This window comes from Permianibacter aggregans (assembly GCF_009756665.1).
In the GTDB taxonomy this organism is placed as follows: domain Bacteria; phylum Pseudomonadota; class Gammaproteobacteria; order Enterobacterales; family Permianibacteraceae; genus Permianibacter; species Permianibacter aggregans.
Window position 1 is genome coordinate 172,172 of record NZ_CP037953.1, and the last position, 18,032, is coordinate 190,203.

Annotated in this window: 14 protein-coding genes; 10 read left to right on the top strand and 4 right to left on the bottom strand. The window is 54.7% G+C overall.

All coding sequences use genetic code 11. The annotated features are described in order from the left end of the window. Window positions 1-26 precede the first annotated feature (26 nt). Together E2H98_RS00810 and E2H98_RS00815 are read right to left on the bottom strand one after the other, a co-directional pair. Window positions 27-1,469 (bottom strand): sigma-54 dependent transcriptional regulator, encoded by a 1,443-nt coding sequence (locus tag E2H98_RS00810; protein ID WP_133589707.1) that lies wholly within the window; start codon window positions 1,467-1,469, stop codon window positions 27-29. A 135-nt stretch (window positions 1,470-1,604) separates the two neighbouring features. Continuing rightward, entirely contained in the window at window positions 1,605-3,173 is a 1,569-nt protein-coding gene (locus E2H98_RS00815) for a methyltransferase regulatory domain-containing protein (RefSeq protein ID WP_133589709.1), read from the bottom strand. A 765-nt stretch (window positions 3,174-3,938) separates the two neighbouring features. On the opposite strand from E2H98_RS00815, the gene E2H98_RS00820 reads away from it, so the two are divergent. The 10 genes from E2H98_RS00820 to E2H98_RS00865 all read left to right on the top strand — a co-directional run bounded on the left by E2H98_RS00820 (window position 3,939) and on the right by E2H98_RS00865 (window position 14,711). After that, window positions 3,939-5,471, top strand: coding sequence for a flagellin N-terminal helical domain-containing protein (locus E2H98_RS00820; protein WP_133589711.1), 1,533 nt, complete (start codon window positions 3,939-3,941; stop codon window positions 5,469-5,471). A 246-nt stretch (window positions 5,472-5,717) separates the two neighbouring features. Further along, window positions 5,718-7,250 (top strand): flagellin N-terminal helical domain-containing protein, encoded by a 1,533-nt coding sequence (locus E2H98_RS00825; protein WP_133589713.1) that lies wholly within the window; start codon window positions 5,718-5,720, stop codon window positions 7,248-7,250. A gap of 302 nt (window positions 7,251-7,552) precedes the next feature. Next, complete coding sequence (locus E2H98_RS00830; protein WP_133589715.1) at window positions 7,553-9,082, top strand: flagellin N-terminal helical domain-containing protein; 1,530 nt, start codon at window positions 7,553-7,555, stop codon at window positions 9,080-9,082. Between the two features lie 100 nt (window positions 9,083-9,182). Continuing rightward, window positions 9,183-9,578 (top strand): flagellar protein FlaG, encoded by a 396-nt coding sequence (locus E2H98_RS00835; RefSeq protein WP_133589717.1) that lies wholly within the window; start codon window positions 9,183-9,185, stop codon window positions 9,576-9,578. A 363-nt stretch (window positions 9,579-9,941) separates the two neighbouring features. Continuing rightward, a complete protein-coding gene (locus tag E2H98_RS00840; RefSeq protein ID WP_133589719.1) occupies window positions 9,942-11,480 on the top strand; it encodes a flagellin N-terminal helical domain-containing protein in 1,539 nt (512 codons plus the stop codon). Between the two features lie 103 nt (window positions 11,481-11,583). Further along, window positions 11,584-12,015 carry a flagellar protein FlaG gene (locus E2H98_RS00845; protein WP_133589721.1) on the top strand — a complete coding sequence of 144 codons (432 nt, stop codon included), beginning with the start codon at window positions 11,584-11,586 and terminating at the stop codon, window positions 12,013-12,015. A gap of 84 nt (window positions 12,016-12,099) precedes the next feature. Then, window positions 12,100-13,458: a flagellar filament capping protein FliD gene (gene fliD, locus E2H98_RS00850; RefSeq protein ID WP_133589723.1), complete on the top strand. Its 1,359-nt coding sequence runs from the start codon at window positions 12,100-12,102 to the stop codon at window positions 13,456-13,458. Between the two features lie 12 nt (window positions 13,459-13,470). Then, window positions 13,471-13,884: a flagellar export chaperone FliS gene (gene fliS / locus E2H98_RS00855; RefSeq protein ID WP_133589725.1), complete on the top strand. Its 414-nt coding sequence runs from the start codon at window positions 13,471-13,473 to the stop codon at window positions 13,882-13,884. Between the two features lie 8 nt (window positions 13,885-13,892). Then, a complete protein-coding gene (locus E2H98_RS00860) occupies window positions 13,893-14,210 on the top strand; it encodes a hypothetical protein (RefSeq protein ID WP_133589727.1) in 318 nt (105 codons plus the stop codon). A 3-nt stretch (window positions 14,211-14,213) separates the two neighbouring features. Further along, a complete protein-coding gene (locus tag E2H98_RS00865) occupies window positions 14,214-14,711 on the top strand; it encodes a GNAT family N-acetyltransferase (RefSeq protein ID WP_133589729.1) in 498 nt (165 codons plus the stop codon). 32 nt (window positions 14,712-14,743) lie between these two features. Here the strand turns inward: E2H98_RS00865 and flgL are convergent, their stop codons facing one another. After that, complete coding sequence (gene flgL / locus E2H98_RS00870; RefSeq protein WP_133589731.1) at window positions 14,744-15,991, bottom strand: flagellar hook-associated protein FlgL; 1,248 nt, start codon at window positions 15,989-15,991, stop codon at window positions 14,744-14,746. 3 nt (window positions 15,992-15,994) lie between these two features. Then, window positions 15,995-17,986 carry a flagellar hook-associated protein FlgK gene (flgK, locus tag E2H98_RS00875; protein ID WP_133589733.1) on the bottom strand — a complete coding sequence of 664 codons (1,992 nt, stop codon included), beginning with the start codon at window positions 17,984-17,986 and terminating at the stop codon, window positions 15,995-15,997. Between the last annotated feature and the right edge of the window lie 46 nt (window positions 17,987-18,032).

The window sequence follows — 18,032 nt, forward strand, 5'->3', positions numbered from 1 at the left end:
CTTGGTAAACATGACGGAAACAGAAGTCAAACTTCTGACACTTCTTCGTCGCGGCTCAGGCCGTACTTGCGCATCTTTTCAACGAGCGTTGTCCGACGCATTTGCAAGCGGTCAGCGGCGCGCGCCACCACACCGCCGCATTCGTTCAGCGCCTGATTGATAAACGCGATTTCCAGCTCGGCGATATAGTCTTTCAGGTTCAAGCCATCGCGCGGCAAAACCGCGACGGTGCTGGCCACGCCGGTACCGGTGCGATCGTCGCTGTCGCCAGCCAGTGTTGGCGGCTGAGAGATGCTCAAACCTTCCATATGTCGATACTTGCTTGGCAAATCACCGACATCGACAACGCCGTACGGATACAGAATCGCGAGTCTTTCGATCAGATTGGCCAGTTCGCGAACGTTGCCCGGCCAGTCATAGCGGCTCATCGAAATCAGCGCATTCGGAGACAGGCGCACCGCCGGCGAGCCGGCCGCTTCCAAGCGCGCCACCAGTTCGTTGACCAGCAGCGGCACGTCTTCGCGACGGTCGCGCATCGGAGGTACTTCAATCGGGAAAACGTTCAGCCGGTAGAACAAATCCTCGCGGAATTTGCCTTCATCCACCAGCCGCTCAAGATTGCGGTGAGTGGCAGCAATAATGCGCACATCAGCCTGAATGGTTTTGTTGCTGCCTACCCGTTCGAAGGTTTTTTCCTGCAGCACGCGCAGGATTTTTACTTGCAAGCCCATCGGCATATCGCCGATTTCATCGAGAAACAGCGTGCCGCCCTGGGCCAGTTCAAAGCGGCCTTGACGGGCGGTGATGGCGCCGGTGAACGCGCCTTTTTCATGGCCAAACAGCTCGCTTTCCAGCAAGTCAGCCGGAATGGCGCCGCAATTGACTGGAACAAACGGCTTGGTGCGCCGGCTCGACATGTAATGCAGGTTGCGGGCGACGACTTCTTTACCGGTACCGGTTTCACCGAGAATCAGCACGTTGGCATCGGTTTGCGCGACATGTTCAATTAACCGCCGCACTTCCTGAATTGCTTTGCTGTTGCCAACCAGGCTGCGGAACAACTCGCTGGAGCGTTCGTTGACGCGAATGGCGTGCCGGTTGTTGCGACAGACCTGGCACTGGTGCAGCAGATCCAGCAACTGCGCATAACGCGGTGGCCAATCGAGCACACCAACGACTTGCGCCTGCACGACCGGCTCCATTTGCTCGCCGCGCAGACCATCGTTCATCAGCACCAGAGGCACTTGTCGATCAAACTTGTGAATCCTCTGTGCCAAGGCCTTGGCGCTGTCCGGATTGACCGAACCGATAAACACACCGAGGAATTTTTTTTCTTCGATCAGCATCGACTCCAGCGTTTCGCTGGTTGCCAGAGCACAGGTTTCACCGAGAAAGGAAAAAATCGTATTGAGCTGCGCCGACCGTTCCGGCTCATCGCTCCACAGCAGTATTTCCAGTTCTTTCCACATCTTCTCACCGTGGTTAAAAAAGCCGCAATTTCTTCACGCGTCAATTACTTAGCGTATGAAATAGTCGACAAACATGATCCTGTCAAATTACTGACGGGAAAATCAACACGGATTATTAACGTGGCGTTTCTGTGATCAACGAGTCAGCAAAGAGGTGGCGCACATACGTTCCAGATTACGCTGTAACACGCTGGCCGCGTCATGTTGTTTTGGCTCGTTGGCAGGTAACCATTGCTGTTTTGCGGCCAGCAAATCCTGAACGGTTCTGGTGCCGTCCAACATCGGCAGCAAGGCTTTCATGATCGGCTCGGTTGGCACCACCTGGGCGTAGGTGTTGCACACCCAGCTCTGCTCAATGATGGCTTGCGCCCGCGCTAAGGCAAATGCTTCGGGCCTTTCACTGATGTGATTGGTTGCCATCACCGGTTGGAACGCCACGGCCACGGCATCTTTCTTCAGCAGCGATAACAGAAACGTCGCGATGGTATCGAGCCCCTGCAAAATATCCTGGTCAGTTTTCTTGCTGGCGTCTTCACCACTCACGGTCCAATACTCGAACAATAACGTCGGCAGATCGACCGGGTGTGGCGTGTGGGCAGACAGCAAATCCAGAATGGCGATACCCATCGGGTCGCGAATTTTCAGCTTGTAATCGTGGTTATTCTGTTTGCGGAATGTTACGGCATCGCCACTGACCGGCTCATTGACACGATGCAAGGTCGAGCTGACAAACAAGGTATTCAAGCGGCTTGGCTCGACCGCCAGGTTCAGTTGCCGATGGTCATGGACGATCAGGCTGCGGCGAAACGTGCGGCCACTCAGGTAATCGAACAACTCTTCTTCATCATAGCGATGCTTGGCGTGTTGGCCGATGAAGGTATCGGCTTCGCCACTGGCAACATTCTCCCGGAACATGCTGGAAAACTGCACATCGCCCAGATAGCGCAAACCGTTGCTGGCACAGTGGCCAACAAAATCGCGGAAATAAAGTGGCGTATTGCAGGGCTCCAGGTATTCGTGCAACACGTAATACCAGGGTTGTCCTTCGATGCGTTTCAAGCCTTCTTTCAAGATCTGCCGTAGCGGCCGGTCCGGTGAATCACTGGCGTGTTCGGAAAACACGCGCAACGCCTCCATGGCCACCGCCAGTCGTTGTTTCGGGTCTTCAATATGCGCCGAGGCGCGATACATCAGGTGGCGGCCAATCTCCCAGCAATGCCAACCGGGAAACACGTTATAACTGATATAGGCCATGCCGTTTTCTGACAGCAGGCGCTTGCAAGCAGCCAGAATGCCTTGTTGCACATCGGCCGGTACCCAGGAAAATACGCCATGGCAAATGATGTAATCGAACTGGCCGAGCTCATCGCCAGCCTTGCAGATATCCATCGCCAATAACTCGACGTTCTGCACATCGAACTGTTTTATGAAGGCCTGGCCGTCTCGAATTTGCCGCTCGGATAAATCCACACCGATGCAATGCGCTTGCGGATGTTTGATCGCGAACGGCAACAAATTGCCGCCGGCGGCACAGCCGATTTCCAGCACTCTTGCCGACGTCAGCGGCACCGGTGTCATACCGAGCAGTACGGCAATGGCGGCGAGGTGTTCGGGTTGGGCGGTATCAAACGGCAAGCTTTCATACGGCACGCTGTCGTAGGCATCAGCGGTGCGAGAAACAATGGACTGCGTCGAAGAATTCAAGAGCGCCTCCTCGAATGCGGCAGCGGCAAGTTTTTGCCAGTGGCAGGCGGTAGTTTGCCAGAACCAGACCACACGTCGGGCAAAGAATTGGGGAAAAAGGAGGGGCTAAGCACGCTTAGCCCCTACCGTACGACTGAGAGTGTTTCCGCATGATTGTTCTCAGCAATCATATGGCAGTGACCCTCATATGGGAGTCTCGTTTCATCACGCAGTTCTCAGCTACGTGACGGCGTATTCCCCCTTTTTCTCCGGAGTTTATCCTCAGAAATCCAATGGAGACCTATCATGGGCAGTCCTTCATTGCGCCTCTGGGACAGTCAGATACTCAGCAAAGGCTGTGCCAACTCTTGTTGGGAGGGTAAAAATTCTTTGCGGCGGTTGTGCGGATAAACGCACCTACGGTCGGCTGCGCTTTGGTAAGACCGAATTTATTCGGACACAACGCCTGTCCCTAAACGAATCCCTATTAGAACTATTAACTCCTACCCACCCGCTCCTGGCTTATTCGATTTTGAAAAAATTTTTCTAAAGAATTTTCCGGGCGATCCGAAACAGTGTCTGAGTGAAGGTCGTTTCTCAGACGCCTTCCTCACCGGCCGAAATGTTCTCAGCGTTCGCCAAAGACTCAGGTGTTCTCAGCACGTGTGTCATTTACCGCGGGAATGTTCGGCCACCTACAGTTGGCGAGTCCGACGTCCCGTATGCACCTGCAATCGTAAGCGACGCTTTCATGGGAAGCGACGCATCGACTCTGAGGAAATGGCAATGGGTAACGTCATCACCACCAATATCGCTTCGTTGAACGCGCAGCGTAATTTGACCGGCACCAACACCGGCCTGCAAACCACCTTCCAGCGTTTATCGTCCGGCTTTCGCATCAATAGCGCCAAAGACGATGCCGCTGGCCTGCAAATCTCCAACCGTCTTACTGCGCAAATCGGCGGCTTGACTGTCGCTTCGCGCAACGCCAACGACGGTATTTCCCTAGCTCAAGTCGCTGAAGGCGCGCTGCAGGAATCGACCAATATTCTGCAACGTATTCGCGACTTGTCGATTCAATCCGCGAACGGCTCAAACGGTTCTTCGGAACGCGCTGCGCTTCAGCAAGAAGTCGCCCAGTTGAAAGCCGAGCTGAACCGGATTGCCGACACCACCCGTTTCGGTAGCCGCTTGGTATTGGATGGCACGTTCGGCACGCAAACCTTTCAGGTAGGCGCCCGCGCATTCGAAACCATCACCGTCACGACTGGTAATGCCAAAGCGACGGCAATTGGTTCCTATCAAGTCAATGCCGGCACCGCATCCAGCGGTAACGTCTCGAAAATTGGCGCCGGTGTTGCGATGAAAGCCGCCACGACCAACTCGACCCTGGCTGAAACCCTGACCGTTTCCGGTTACCTCGGTAAATCGACCGTTGCGATTGCTGCCGGCGATTCGATCAAAACCGTCGCCGCCAACGTCAACGCTATCACCAATACCACCGGTGTATCGGTGTCGGCACGCAGCAACGTCAAACTCGACAACCTGTCGCTGGCCGGCAACGTTTCGTTTGAATTGATCAGCGATAACACCTCCGCCATTTCCGTCTCGGCGTCGATTACCACCAAAGGCGATTTGACGCCATTGGCCGAAGCGATCAACCGCAACACCGCGCAAACAGGCGTCTACGCGACGGTGTCGGACGCTCGCGATGCGATTCTGCTGACCAACGAGCAAGGCGAAAACATCACGCTGCAAAACCTGACTCACAGCACCGTCACTGCGACGATGGACATTGCACTGGTCGATTTCGATGGCGGCTTCGCTGCCACCGATGAATTGGAGGCCGCCGTAGGTGCCGCAACAGTACTGAACGGCACCAACGACATCACTGGCGTCGGCATACTTCAGTTCAACTCCTCGCGTTCTTACACGCTGGCGCAAGCCACCGGTAACACGCTGTATAACGCCGCAGCCAACATTTCGATTGGTTCCGGTCTGGAAACCGTCGCCGATATCGATATCGCTACCAGCATCGGCGCACAAAATGCCATTGCTGTTGTCGACCAAGCGCTGGAAAACATTGATTCGATTCGTGGTGGTCTCGGTGCCGTGCAAAACCGTTTCCAAAGCACCATTGCCAACCTGAATAACGTTGCTGAAAACGCTTCGGCCGCGCGTTCACGGATTCGCGACACCGACTATGCAGCGGAAACGGCCAACCTGGCCAAATTCCAGGTATTGCAACAAGCGGGGCTGGCAGTACTGGCGCAGGCGAACGCTTCTTCCCAGAACGTTCTGTCGTTACTGCAGGGGTAATCCACAACCCTTGACAGCCAGTACCCAGCCCCTGCTTGTACGACGCCATTTTACTAGCGCCGCCCCTTTCTCAGAGTGTGCGACGAAATCGACCCCGCTTCGGCGGGGTTTTTTATTGCCCATTCGTTTTCACTAAAGTCCTGAACTTGAGTGCCGATATATCTGAAATGGAGACCCGCCAAAGACCGGGTACTCCCCACTTTGTAAGTCTGGCGTTCTCAGCGCTGGACATCGAAGGAAACCTTCATGGGCAACACGATAGCGACGAATGTGTCGTCGCTGAATGCACAACGACAGTTGTTCGGCACGAATAACGCGTTGCAAACGACGTTTCAGCGATTGTCGTCCGGCTTTCGGATCAATAGCGCCAAAGACGATGCCGCTGGCCTGCAAATCAGCAATCGCCTGAGTTCACAAATCAGCGGCCTTGGCGTCGCGGCACGCAATGCCAACGACGGCATTTCGCTGGCGCAAACCGCCGAAGGCGCACTGCAGGAATCGACCAATATTCTGCAACGCATGCGTGACCTGGCGATTCAGTCGGCCAACGGTTCGAATGGTTCGTCAGAACGCGCCGCACTTCAACAAGAGGTGGCGCAGCTGCAAGCGGAACTGAACCGTATTGCCGACACCACTCGCTTTGGTAGCCGCACCTTGCTAGATGGCTCGTTTGGCACACAAACCTTTCAGGTTGGTGCTCAAGCATTTGAAACCATTACTGTCGCGACCGGCAATGCCCGTGCGAACGGTATTGGCGCGTTTCAACTGAACTTCGATGACACGCCCGCCAACCCCATCGGCGGCACCGTTAATGCCATTAATCCCGGTTTTGGTATCAGCCCCATCGCCAATGACAACAATATTATTGGCAATACCTTCAATATCTCCGGCTCATTGGGCAAGGCATCACTTACCTATGCGGCGCTGACCACAGCAAAAGACATCGCCGTGTCAATCAACGCACTGAGCAGCCAAACTGGTGTCAGCGCTTTGGCTCGAACCAATATGAAGATCGACAACCTGACGGCTGCGGGTGCCATCTCATTTGATCTGCTCAGTGATAACACGACTGCCGTCAGCGTATCAGCCAGTGTGACTTCAAAAACTGATTTGAGCGCGCTCGCTGAAGCAGTAAACAAGGTGACGGCACAAACCGGTGTTTATGCAACGGTGTCAGACGACAAAGCCGCCTTGATTCTGACCAACGAGCAAGGTGCCGACATTCGAATCAATAACTTTACCCATAGCGCCGCTGCCACAACGATGGACTTTACCATGCTCGATTTTGATGCCGGTTTCGACGCGGTTTCCGAAGTCGGGACGGCGGCAACGATTGCCGGCAACGGCACGACAACGGCGACATCACCAGGCATGCTGCAGTTCAACTCGTCGAGCTCGTTTACCGTTGCCGCCACCGGTGCCGGCGACTACTTCAACGGCGCTGTCACCGCTGGCGGTGGTCTGAATAGCGTTTCACAAATCAACATCGACACCGCAAGCGGCGCCCAAAAAGCGATTTCGGTCTTAGACAATGCGCTGCAAATGATTGATCGAGTACGGGGAGATCTGGGTGCGGTGCAAAACCGTTTCCAAAGCACGATCAGCAACCTGAATAACGTCGCGGAAAACGCCTCTTCAGCCCGTTCACGCATTCGCGACACTGACTACGCCGCCGAAACGGCACATCTGGCGAAAAACCAGGTGCTGCAACAAGCGGGCTTGGCGGTTTTGGCTCAGGCTAATGCTTCGTCGCAAAGCATCCTGTCGCTGCTGCAATAAGCCAACATTATCCGACTACCCCACCCCGCTTCGGCGGGGTTTTTATTTCTCGGACAAAACTCTGTCAGAAAATTGTCGCAAACTTTTTTTTCATTCGGAAGGTGCTGCAAGCGATTGTATTTGCTCGATTAGTAGCGAATGGGTACAGATGTTCTCCATTTTTCGCGATCATTCTCGTTAAAGAATCCTGCGGCGACGGCCGATACAAGCCCTGAGCAGGTCGCCTCTCAAGCGATCTGGCGTTTGTCACACCACTTTGTAAGCCCAGCATTCTCAGTGAGGGGCATCGAAGGAGACCTATCATGGGTAACACTATTGCGACTAATGTGTCGTCGCTAAATGCACAACGGCAGTTGACCGGTACGAACAATGCGCTGCAAACCACGTTTCAGCGTTTGTCTTCCGGTTTTCGTATTAACAGTGCCAAAGACGATGCGGCCGGTCTGCAAATCAGCAACCGTCTGACCTCTCAGATCAGCGGCCTGGGCGTTGCCGCCCGTAACGCCAACGATGGTATTTCCCTGGCACAAACCGCTGAAGGCGCGTTGCAGGAATCGACCAATATCCTGCAGCGTATGCGTGACCTGGCGATTCAGTCGGCCAACGGTTCGAACGGTTCCTCGGAACGCGCCGCGCTTCAACAAGAAGTCGCGCAGTTGCAGGCGGAATTGAACCGTATTGCCGATACCACCCGTTTCGGTTCACGCACCCTGCTCGACGGTTCGTTCGGCACGCAGACCTTCCAGGTCGGCGCGCAAGCGTTCGAAACCATTACCGTTGCCACCGGCAATGCTCGTGCTAACGCCGTGGGTTCGTATCAAATCAACTTTGATGACACCGCAGCCAACGCCTTGGGCGGCACGATTCACACGCCAGGCGCCAACTTCAAAGCGCAAACCACGACGACTAACGGTCTCGGTGGCACCACGCTGACGATTAGCGGTTCGCTCGGTAAATCGACGGTAACGTACGCGGCCAACGCTACGGCCAAGTCGATTGCCTCTAGCATCAATGCCGTCACCAAAGACACGGGGGTGTCCGCTAGTGCCCGCACCAACATGAAAATTGACACACTGAGTGCCGTAGGTTCAGTGTCGTTTGATTTGGTCAGCGACAACAGCACCGGTATCTCGATTTCTGCGTCGATTACCGACAAAGCCGATTTGTCAGCCCTGGCAGAAGCAATCAACCGCGAAACCGCACAAACCGGTGTGTTTGCAACGGTTTCGGAAAACAAGGCGGCGATCATCCTGACCAATGAATCCGGTTCGGATATCAGCATTCGCAACTTCACTCACAGCACAGCAGCCTCAACGATGGAATTCACCACCGTTGATTTCGATGGTGGCTTCGATGCCAACTCGGAAGTCGGTGCCGCAGTATCGATTGCCGGTAGCGGCGCGACCAACGCGACAACGGCCGGTGCGTTGCAATTCAACTCGCAGCGTTCCTACACCGTCACGGCTGGCGCCAACACCGATTACTTTGGTGTCACCACCGCCGTCGGTGGCGGCTTGAATGCCGTGTCGTCGGTCAACATTGACTCGGCAGCCGGTGCACAAAATGCCATCGCCGTGCTCGATAACGCCCTGCAAGCGATTGACAGCATCCGCGGTGATCTCGGTGCCGTGCAGAACCGCTTCCAAAGCACGATCAGCAACTTGAACAACGTTGCTGAAAATGCCTCGGCCGCGCGTTCGCGTATTCGTGACACCGATTACGCGGCGGAAACGGCGCAGCTGGCGAAAAACCAGGTGTTGCAACAGGCCGGTCTCGCTGTGTTGGCGCAGGCAAATGCCTCGTCGCAGAGCGTCCTGTCGCTGTTGCAATAAGCAGCAAGCGTTACGCGTAATGCGCAACGTCAGTAGTCATCAGAAAGCACGCGCTCGGTTGAGCGCGTGCTTTCCATCACGTGGCTGGGAGTAAGTCGCCATGGCATCCGATACGTCGATCAATTCGCCGAGTCTGCCGGTGGCAACGGCCACGATTACGACATTGCCGCGCCCAGAACCCGAACAAAAGCTGGTTGAGCAGGCAGTTTCCGAAGCATTGGCCTCCAACACAGAAAACGGCGAATCACTGTCTGAACAGCAGTTGATCGAAACCATCAATGCCCTGAATGACAACGCCTTTGTTATCAAGCGTTCCCTGCAATTCAATGTTGACGAACAAACCGGCACGACGATCATCACGGTACGCAACAGCCAAACTGATGAAGTCATTCGGCAGATTCCTTCAGAAGCGTTGCTGAAACTAGCACAGCGCATCGAAGCCCTCAGTGAAACGCAGAAAGAAGCACAGGGGTTGTTTCTGCAATCGGAAATATAGAAGCCACCTCAAAAACGCCTGGAGCTCGATGAGTTGCGCCCAGACGATTTTGCGTTGACTTCTAGTCGCTTCAGTAACGGTACATGTGCGCCGGTTTATTGGTGCCCGGCTTCCAAGTCAAAAAACCGGCAGTTGATCAAATACAATAAAACTCCATTGCTAACTTATTGAATTTATTACCGCTGCAACACGCTCTACTCCCCTTTCCTGTTCCTGTTCTCATCGGCCAAAAAATTTGGCTAAAGATTAGCCTTTCGCCGTCGATAACCTATTGGAACAGGCCAATTCTCAAATGGCTCTGTATTCGTTGTACCACTTTGTAAGCCCAGCATTCTCAGTGAGGGGCATCGAAGGAGACCTATCATGGGTAACACTATTGCGACCAATGTGTCGTCGCTGAACGCACAACGTCAGCTCACCGGCACCAACAATGCGCTGCAAACCACGTTTCAGCGTTTGTCTTCCGGTTTTCGTATTAACAGTGCCAAAGACGATGCGGCCGGTCTGCAAATCAGCAACCGTCTGACCTCTCAGATCAGCGGCCTGGGCGTTGCCGCCCGTAACGCCAACGATGGTATTTCCCTGGCACAAACCGCTGAAGGCGCGTTGCAGGAATCGACCAATATCCTGCAGCGTATGCGTGACCTGGCGATTCAGTCGGCCAACGGTTCGAACGGTTCCTCGGAACGCGCCGCGCTTCAACAAGAAGTCGCGCAGTTGCAGGCGGAATTGAACCGTATTGCCGATACCACCCGTTTCGGTTCACGCACCCTGCTCGACGGTTCGTTCGGCACGCAGACCTTCCAGGTCGGCGCGCAAGCGTTCGAAACCATTACCGTTGCCACCGGCAATGCTCGTGCTAATGCCGTGGGTTCGTATCAGATCAACTTTGACTCGGTGGCGACCAACGCCATTGGTGGCACCATTGCGGCTACCGGCGCTAACGTCAAAGTCAACACCGGCGCCGCCATTACCGCGAACGCATTGGCCGGAACGACACTGACCGTCAGTGGTTCGTTGGGTAAATCAACGGTCACTTACGCCGCTGGCGCCACGGCAAAATCGATCGCCTCCAGCGTCAACGCCGTCACCAAAGATACCGGCGTATCAGCCAGTGCCCGCACCAACGTCAAGATCAGCACATTGACTGCCGTGGGCAACCTGTCGTTCACATTGGCCAGCGAAAACACCACCGGCATTTCCATTTCCGCCAGCTTGACCAGCACCTCTGATTTGAGTGCGCTGGCTGAAGCGGTGAACCGCGAAACGGCGCAAACCGGTGTTTACGCCACCGTTTCCGACGACAAAGCCTCGATCATTCTGACCAATGAATCGGGTGCTGATATCGGTATCACCAACCTGACCCACAGCGATGCCACCAAAGGTGTCAGCTTCACGCTGGTTGACTTCGACGGCGGCTTCAACACTGAGTCGGAAGTCGGCGCGGCTACAGCGCTGGTTGGTGATGGCGCCAACGACGCGTTTGCTGTTGGTTTGCTGCAATTCAACTCGCAACGTTCGTACACCGTTACCGCTGCGGCGGCGACTGACTACTTCAGCGTCACGACGGCAGTGGGTGGCGGCTTGAACGCCGTATCAGCGGTGGATATCAGTTCGGCCAACGGGGCGCAGAACGCGATTGCGATTCTCGATAACGCCTTGCAGGCCGTCGACAGCATCCGCGGTGATCTCGGTGCCGTGCAGAACCGTTTCCAAAGCACGATCAGCAACTTGAACAACGTTGCCGAAAATGCCTCGGCTGCGCGTTCACGTATCCGCGACACCGATTACGCGGCGGAAACGGCACAGCTGGCGAAAAACCAGGTGTTGCAACAGGCCGGTCTCGCTGTGCTGGCGCAGGCAAATGCCTCGTCGCAGAGCGTCCTGTCACTGTTGCAGTAAAGTAGAGCGTGAGGCGCGCTAATGAACACGTTCGCTCCTCATTATTCAGGGTGCGTCATGCGTGGCGCACCCTGCCTCTGCTTAGCCAAAGGAGTACGCGGCCATGACGTCTGATATCCAGGCGCTCGCCAATCAAGCCCGTGCTCTCTCGGCTTCGAACGTGACGTCCTCCGGTGCGGCAACGAAGGTGGTTAATCTTCGCCCTGCCGAGCGGCAAGAAATTGCCGCTCCTACCGGAGAGCGCACAACCGTAACGAACGCGGTATCGGAACCTCCGCAAGAGGAGCAACCGGAACAATCCTTGCTCGAAACGGTTAATGCGTTGAATGAAAACCACTTCAACGTCAAACGCTCGCTGCGCTTTGAGGTCGATGAGCAGACCGGTGTAACGGTGATCACCGTCAAGGACAGCCAGACTGATGAAGTCATTCGGCAAATTCCGTCCGAAGAACTGCTGAAGCTGGCGCAACATATTCAATCCATTACTGAAGAGTTCAACGAGGCCAAAGGAATGTTTTTGAGCACGGAAGCCTGAGCTCGCCCGGCAATCCGTATCTGGCATACGGATTGCTGGTTTTTATGTTCAAGCATTTTTTACTGTTATGTACTGAGGCAGACAATGGGACTTATCACTTCTCCAGGCCTGGGTTCGGGTCTCGATGTCAGCTCGATCATTGAAGCGATCGTCAACGCCGACAAGGCTCCGGTTGAGTTTCGGCTCAATCAGCGCGAAGCCGTTGCACAAACGACGCTGTCCGGGCTCGGCTCGCTGAAATCTGCACTGTCCAGCCTGAAAACTGCCGCCGAAAAGCTCGACACAGTAGGCGATTTCAATCAGCGCAAAGTCAGCATCAGTCAATCCGGATTTTTCACCGCGACCGCCACCAGCACAGCGGCGTTATCAACCTATGCGATTGAAGTCGTGCAGCTCGCCAAGGGCTCACGGGTCGAAAGCGCGATCATTGCCGGTGGCAGCAGTCAAACCTTTGCTGCCGACACGCTGAGCTTTTCGGCCGCGGGCTCATCCTTCAATGTCGATATTCTCGCCACCGATACGCTGGCCGATATTCGCAACAAGATTAACAATGCCGAAGGCAATAGCTTCGTCTCGGCGTCAATCATCACCACCAACGATGGCACCAAGCTGGTTTATAACTCAAACAAAACCGGTCTCGGCAATGATCTGGTCGTTACCAGTGGCACCGCGGCGCTTGATGATTTGGCGCTGAATGCCACCACGGCACAAGCCGCGCAAGACGCCGTAATAAAACTTGATGGCGCCACGGTAAACAGCAGCACCAATACCTTCAGCTCGGCGATCTCCGATGTTTCGATCACCGTGCAAAAAGCCAACGCGGCCAATGAAACCAGCGACCTGACCGTTTCCTTGGACACCGCATCAACAAAGAAAGCGATTGAAGATTTCGTCAAAGCCTATAACACGACGCTGGAAGAACTGAACAAGCTGACGCTGAACAGCGATACCGAAGTGGGCCTGCTGGTCAACGATGGCGCCACACGCGGCATCATTACGCGCTTGAAAAATATCATTGCCGAAACCGTCGGCAGCGTCACCGGCGATGCCAAATCGCTGGCGGCAATCGGCGTCACGACGACCCGCGCCGGCACACTGGAACTGAAAACCAGTGTGCTCGACTCAGCGCTATCGAACAATTTGCAGGACGTCATTGGCCTGTTCACCAACAGCGACGGCGTCGCCGCCAAGCTGAAAAGCTATGTCGATCAACAGGTCGAAGGCAACGGCGCCATTCCCAGCCGCGAACAAGGGATTCAGAATGAACTGAATCGCATCAGCAAAGAGCGGGAAACGCTGGCCATTCGCACCTCCAAGCTGCAGAGCCGCCTGCGCTCGCAGTATGCCGCGCTCGACAGCATCGTTTCCTCACTGAACAGCACCTCTTCGTTTATCGCCCAAAACCTCACCCGCATTCCGAACTATTCCGGAAGCAAGGAATAACAGGATTTATCGATGAATACTTTTGCAAAGCAGTATCAGCAAGTTGGCACCAGCAGTGAAATCGAATCGGCCGATCCGCATCGACTGATTCAGATGCTGATTGATGGCGCCATTTCTCGACTGGTGGTCGCCAAAGCGATGATGGAGCGTCGAGATCTGGCCAAGAAAGGCGAAAACGTCAGCATGGCCATTTCCATCATTGGCGGTTTGCAAGCCAGCCTCGACATGAACAAAGGGGGTGAAATTGCCGCCAGCCTGAGCGCCCTGTACGACTATATGAACATGAAACTAGCCCAGGCCAATGCCAACAACGACCCGTCCGGTGTCGATGAAGTGATCAGCCTGATGCGCACGATCAAGGAAGGTTGGGACGGCATTCGCGAAAAAGCGCGCGCCAAAGAAGCCAACAGTTCCGAAATCCGCTGAGCAAAATTGTGATTAGCGATCTGGTCGAACAAATTCGCGCGCATACCGCGCAACTAGAACAGTTGATGGAGCAAGAACGCTGGAGCGATGCTCTGGAGTTGTCGAATGCCCGGCACGTGCTGATTGAGCGGGCTTTCGAGAACCTGGAGCAAAGCACCCGCAATCCAGAGTTTGTTTCCGTCATGGAGCAAGTTCAACAATCGAATGCGCGCCTTGGTCAACAAACGGAAAAGCGCATGCGCTCGCTCGGCGATCAAGTCGTTGACCTGCGCCGTACCTTTGCCCAGACGCAAGCCTATCAACGCGTGTCCGACTTGACCCGCTAATCGATGCCAGCCCACTCCCCGATTCCGCTGCGTATTTCCACTCTCGATGACTTGCCTTTTTTGCTCAGCGGTTTTCAGTCCATTTCTGAGATGGAGCAGTCTGATACGGGCCTGAAACTTTCCCCGGACTTTGTCGAACAGGCGCAGGATTATCTACACAGCCTGCTTGACCGCAGTGATTGCCTGATATTGATCGCTGACAATGGCGAACAAGCCGGCTTTCTTATCGGCCAATTGCTACCAACACCGAACGCTTTCACCACCGTGAAACTATACGGCCTGATCCAATGCCTTTATGTGCCGGAAAAATTTTCTGGCCAAGGCATCGGTCGGCAACTGGTTGAAGCATTTGAACAGACGGTGGTCCAGCACGGTGCCGAATACGTCGACGTGCAGCATGTCATCAGTAACGAACGAGCATCGGAATTCTGGAACAAAAATGACTATAAGGCCGTCGGGACGCTGAGAAGAAAATCCATAGGGAAAACGAGCGCCAGCTGATTCAGGCGCGCTGCAACTTCTCTACCGCAGGTTTACAAGAATCTGAACAAACTCAAATTCTGAATTCGGGCAAAACTCTGTTGGGCCGCTTCGAGTGCTACCTGTTGCTGATTGAATCGGGTAATCGCTTCGGCGACATCCAGATCCTCCAGCGCTGACAGCGTCGTTTGCGCGCTCAAGGAAAAACCGGAGTTGGCGGCTATTTCGGTTTCGATGGTATTCAGGCGCGCGCCGACCTGGGCGCTGATGTTGTCGATGTTCTCCATGCCGCGATCCAGCGACTCCAATGCCTGATCGATGCCCATCCGAAACTGGGCGCGGTCGGCGTCGTTGTCCTGCGGCAGACGCATGGCAGTGACCATCCGTTGAATCGTCGTGAAAATATCCTGCGAGGTACTCGGCTGTACGGTAAAGCTATCACCGGCCAGAGGCGCACCGGTCAACACCACTTGTGCACCATTGAAACTGATCGCGCCGTTCTCGACATAAGTGGGGGCATTCAACACCGGGTTAGCTGGTAGAGCAGGAATGATTTGGCCGTCAACGCTACCGAAGACGTTATAGGCCAACTCGCCGGCGGCATTGGTGACCATCGTGATCGTATAGGTTTGTGGTGTGGCAGCGTTGAATACCGGTGCGTTGATTACTGAGCCTGGTGACAAAACACCGGAACCGGCATTGGCGGCGTTGGCGGCCGTCGTGAAACTGCCGTTGCCGTTTTTGATGTTCTGGAAAACGGCGAAACCCGAATCATTGATGCCGACCGCAACATTGGTGCTCAAATCAAGCTGGCGCTGACCATTGTCACCGTTATAGATGTAATTGCCTGCGGCATCCTGGGTAAATGGCAACACATCGGTTTTGAAACCGGAATACAGGTACTCGCCTTCGGCGTTCTGGGTATTGGCAATACCGAGCAACTCACTCAAACGTTGTTCGGTTTCCAGTGCAATCGCCTCGCGTTCGGCATTGGTATAGGTGCCATTGCCGACCCGAATGGCAAGCTCTCGAATGCGTTGCAACACGGTCGTCGCCGAACTCAGCAGGCCGTCGCTTTGCTCGTTATAGCCTTTGGCCTTCTGACCGTTCTGGTTGTAACGTTCGATAACCGCGATGTCTTTTTTCAATGCGGTGATCGATGTGCTGGCAACCGGGTCGTCTGATGGTGTCAGCACGCGTTTTTGCGTGGCCAGCTGCAATTGTGTTTTGGCGAGGCCAGACTGTTGGTCGAGTATCGCCCTCAAACCCGCCTGATAAAAACCGGGAGTGGAAATGCGCATGGTTTACCTCACGGACTGGAACAGCGTATCAAACAATTCATTGGCCACCGCAATGACCTGTGCCGAGGCTTCATAGGCCTGCTGAAACTTGATCAGATTGGCCGCTTCTTCATCCAGATTGACGCCGCTGATTTCCTCGCGACGTGCCTTGCTTTGTTCCCATAAGGCATTGGTGGCATTGTAGTTGATTTCGGCGGCATTGGTGCGAGTGCCGACCTCTGCAATGAAGCTGCCATACAAACCGGAAATCGTTGCACTGCCACCATTGAAAATATTGGTCGTTTGCAGCCCGGCGAGCTCCTGCATATTGCGGTTGTCGCCAACGCCACCAGTGTTATAGCGAACATTGAAGGTATCACCGGCACGCGGTGCACCGGCCAGTGTCACCTCATAACCGGGATTCAAACCGGCCAGTGCCATCAGGTTATTATCCTGATTCGGCGTGAACGCCACCGCAGCCGCGACAACAACGTTGGTGTTGGCGTTGACGACGTTGAATGTCGTTGTTGACGTGAACTCAATCCGGTAAGGTGGATTCAATGAGCCATTCAGAATCTCGCTAGGCGGCACCGTCGTTGTACTGGTATTGGTGACATTGACGCCTTTGATAATGCCGGAGCCTGTATTGGCCAAGACGGACTCAAACGCGACCGGTGATGCCGCCGCAATTTTATTGACATCATCAATCACGCGACGAAATTGTGAAGCCATGTCTCGCGTCGGTGCGATCAAGAAACTGTCGCCATTGTTGGCGTTGGCATTGATCACCAGTTCCAGACCATCACCAAGCGCAACGGTCGCTGGTACAGCACCCGGTGCGGCGAAACTGTTGATCACCTGGTTGTCGCTGAGCCGGGTGACCGTGTAGGTACCGCCAGCCAAGCTGAGGCGATAGTCACTGGCGGTCATTTGATTGACACCGGTGATATTGACAGCAAAATTGCCGGGGCCTGCGTAGCCTACTGGAGAAATCACTCGACTCGCTGGCATTGTGCCGGTATTGAAATCGGTGAAAAACAAACCACCCAGTTCGTTGTTCAAGTCCATGCCAAGCGCGTGCTGATCATTGAAACTTTCTGCCACACCGATGGCGATTTTGCCGAGCTGATTGGAGCCAAACGAAAGAATATCCTGGCGGAAAGTCAGCAAACCGCCAATTTCTCCCCCTTGCAATTGTGGCGTCACATCGATTTGCACCGTCGAGCCCGAAGCACGCAAATACAAACCGAAGTTTCGGCTGTCATTGGCGAGCGGCGCGGCAACCAATGAGTTCGCTTGACTACCGACCACCAGCGTCTGGCCGGTGCCGATGAACACACTCAAGGTACCATCAGCCTGATCGATGGTGCTGACCTGGGTAAGCTCGGATAAACGATTGACCAGACGATCGCGCTGGTCGAGCAGATCATTGGGTTGCGGTGAATTGCCTGATGAAGTCACCGAAAGAATCGAATTGTTCAGTTCGGCAATACCCGCCGCCAAGGAACTGATCTCCTTGGCGCTGGAGTCAAGCGTGTTGTTCAGCGTGTTGCGTTGTTCGGTGAAATAGCGGTCCAGCGTTTGGAAACGATTGGCCAGCAACGCCGCCTGGCTCAATAGCACCTGTCGAGCCGGAATCGATGAGGGATTATCGGCAACGCCATGCAATGCACTGAAAAAAGCTTGCAGCGACACATTCAGGCCGGTATCGGAATCCGCCGTCAGGCTGTCCAGCCGCTGCGCGGCATCCAGATAGGTTTTCTGCTGCATCGTCGCGGAGGCGTTGGCACGAATCTCATTGATGACGGTCTGATTGAAAATGCGATTGACCGCGGACAGCTGCACGCCGTTGCCGAAAAACCCGTTGCCGGAAAACTGCGGCAAACGGGTTTCAAACTCGGCACGCTGACGCGAGTAGTCGGTCGTGTTGACGTTGGAAATATTATGGGCTGTGGTCGAGATGGCGCGTTGCGCCGCGCTCAACCCCGATACGCCAATATTGAAAATATCCGTCATCGCCTTGTGCCTTCAGTTCGGTTGCCGGTCAGTCACGATCAAAGCC